General features: G+C 46.9%; 4 protein-coding genes. All 4 read right to left on the minus strand.

Features of this window, described 5'->3' with window-relative positions; all coding sequences use genetic code 11:
• On the minus strand, positions 1-580 hold a 580-nt coding region (locus B5F18_RS12300), incomplete at its 3' end, for a helix-turn-helix domain-containing protein (RefSeq protein WP_442911380.1).
• A 175-nt stretch (positions 581-755) separates the two neighbouring features.
• Positions 756-2,150, minus strand: coding sequence for an FtsK/SpoIIIE domain-containing protein (locus B5F18_RS12305; RefSeq protein ID WP_077717678.1), 1,395 nt, complete (start codon positions 2,148-2,150; stop codon positions 756-758).
• Between the two features lie 94 nt (positions 2,151-2,244).
• On the minus strand, positions 2,245-2,565 hold the full coding sequence (locus B5F18_RS12310; protein WP_072850661.1) for a TfoX/Sxy family protein: 321 nt from the start codon (positions 2,563-2,565) through the stop codon (positions 2,245-2,247).
• A gap of 79 nt (positions 2,566-2,644) precedes the next feature.
• Positions 2,645-2,810 (minus strand): DUF961 family protein (locus B5F18_RS12315; RefSeq protein WP_143468438.1); only part of this gene is annotated, 166 nt, incomplete at its 5' end.

Raw genomic sequence — 2,810 nt, forward strand, 5'->3', positions numbered from 1 at the left:
TGCATTTGGCGGTCAGATCTGGAATATCCAGTATGCCCGCCCTGTCGTTAATCGCAAGGTCAAGGCGTTTCATCACACCGCCCTCAATGAGTGCGTCCATGAGGAAGTCATACCAGCTACGCCCCTGTGCCAGCAGGTAGCTTTCAAACTGGCGACAGCCTTTTCCTTTCAGCTCCAAAAGTGTGCCCTTTTCCTCGTCCTGCGAGGTGTAGACGAACACATCACCCAGATAGTAATGTTCTGTGTACTTGTAGTGTCCGTAGTCCTCATGGAGCATATAGTCAACATTGAGCTTCAATATATCTCTGATAACGTGCTGTATATCCAGCGTGGGGAAACGGATACGCACATAGTCGAACAGCAGGAACATGGGAGCGTCGGGATTGAATTTCTCAACAGCTTCCATGAGCTTGTCTTGCATATCGTCCGTGAGGTTGACCTTTCCCGCTTCGATACGGTTCAGATGTTCACGGCTGATACCAGCCATGATTGCAAGCCTTGTCTGGGACACGCCGTAAGATAAGCGTTTCTCTTTCAAGGCAGTTATAAAGGTGCTTTTATTCAGCCTGCATACCCCCAATCGTGAAAGTGTGATATTTTCCGCCGATTGTCACAGTCAGCCATGAGTAAGGGAAAACCCTTATGCCTAGCGGGATTTCCAGACTTTTTGACCGTAGTTTCCAGCGGAATTGTGCCCCTCTGTTAGATACCGAGGGGCTTCTTTCGCTGGCGTGGCTGACGCCACACCAGCAAGGCTAGTCCGTTCCGTCGCCTTTCGCTTCGCACGTCGCCGTCCCGTCCTGCCTTGTGAGGACGAGTGAGCCGATAGTCTGTAAAAAATCATGCCCCTTTGGTACAAGGGGAGTGTAAAACTCTGATATGACGCTCGTACCCACGTCACAATAGCCACGCCCTTTGATACGCTTCTGGAAAAACTGCTTCTTTACGTCGCTTCCAAAGAGCATACCGTAGCCCAGCTCACTGATACGTCCCAAGCCCACACGAAAGTTGAAGTTATCTCTGATACCGTCTGAAAAATACTTTGCGTCGGGACGCTGGCAGGCGACAATGAGGAAATAGCCCGCCTGTCTGCCAAGCATGACGATTTTCTTTAGCTGGCTAAGTAGGCTCATGCTTTCCTTTGTCCCCAGCATTTCCAAGAACGCCACATACTCGTCAAAGATAAGGAAGCAGGGCGGTAAGCCCAGATAGGCATAATTCTCGCCCGTCTTATAGTCTGGGTGGTGCTTCATTTCCTCGCTTCGCTGTACCATGCCCTCATAGAACGCATTGACGCACTCTATCATATCTTCTTTGGTATGGTACACGTTATCCATGACCGTACCCAAGTCCGCAAGGTCGGCGTTCTTAGGGTCTAAGATGTAAAGCTGGGCGTTGGTCTGCAAGAGGGCTTCAATGATTGTCAGCAGGAAATAGGTCTTTCCACCGCCAGTCCCACCACAGATAAGAGCGTGAGGGAGTGCGTCGTATTCCCATGTGAGGTTCTTCATCAGACGCAAGCCCCCGTTTTCAGCCTTTACCTCGTCAATCGTGATACGGTTTGCTATCATGTCATAAAGCAGGGTGTACTCGATATAGCCGTCATGGAGCGTCTTGTCGGTCAGCTCGCAGTAAAGCCCGCTTTCCAGCTTATCTTCCAGTCTAAGGAGCTGGTCTTGATACTTTCCCAAAGAGATTTCACAGCGGATATGGAGCAAGCCTGTGTCCATTTGATAATAGATTTTAGGAAACCAGACGATTTTTTCCCTTGATCTGCCTTGCAGGTCAGTGAAAAAACCGCTGTCCTGTACGGTCTGTGCTTCATACCACTTGTTGTCCAGTATCATGCGGGAGAGCTTTTGACGGTGCAATAGCTTCTTAAAGCTGTCATGGAAGAAGCGGTAATAAAGAAAAGCGACCAATGCACAAACACCAGTCGCTATCCCTATGGTTATGAAGTTGTATGTGGAAAGCGTCACGCCATTATCAAGTAAACTGAAATGTTCCCAATCGGTACGCATGAGCTGTCCCATGTTCAGTAGCAGGAGAACCGCTATGAACAGGAACAGAAGCGTACCCGCACAGAAGCGGTACACAAGGTTCTTGTCGCTGGCTCTGATACGCTTTCCCTTGTATTTCAAAATGTTCATAAACACCCCTTTCTGGATATGGAAAAAGCGGTCAATCGTAAAGACTAACCGCTTCGTGTAATACTGAATATGAGATTGCTAAATTAGGAGTTGTTTATTTCTTCTTTTTTGGTTTTGGGGCTGGCAGTTCATCATACATTGCATGAAACAAGCCTGTCAAAAATTCCTTATTATCAACTTCATCTACCAACAACATCTCTTTTGCTCCCTCATAGGGTAATTCATACGGAGCTGTCGGCATATAACTAATTGCTGATTTTACTGGTTTAACAAGTAATCTATCATCATAGATACCGCCTACAATCTTGCCACGATAATAAATAATAAATTCTCCCATCATAGCTCGGTAAGTAATTTCTTCTAACTCAGATAGCTGCCCTAAAATAAACTCTAAGTATTCCTTGCTTGATGCCATATTTCCACCTCAAATTCTAATTTATAGAATTATTATACCTCTATCCAGTATCACCTACAATGAAAATATGCTTTGCTGATTATTTTTTCTGCTGTCCTTGCGGAGCATGGTTCTGTGGATTTCCTGCGGGCTGACTGCCTTTATTTTTCAGTACAATGTCGTCTGCCTTGATGTACCACTCCACATCTGCCCCTCGGTAGTTGGCGTTTGCCACGGTATCGGCAACAGGGTTGATAAGCTCCACC

Source organism: Lachnoclostridium sp. An181 (genome assembly GCF_002160325.1).
Taxonomy (GTDB): Bacteria; Bacillota; Clostridia; order Lachnospirales; family Lachnospiraceae; genus An181.

Bases quoted from the DNA above. Each gene is read 5' to 3' on its own strand.
- B5F18_RS12305 (WP_077717678.1), bottom strand. From the start codon at position 2,150: ATGAACATTTTGAAATACAAGGGAAAGCGTATCAGAGCCAGCGACAAG.
- B5F18_RS12310 (WP_072850661.1), bottom strand. From the start codon at position 2,565: ATGGCATCAAGCAAGGAATACTTAGAGTTTATTTTAGGGCAGCTATCT.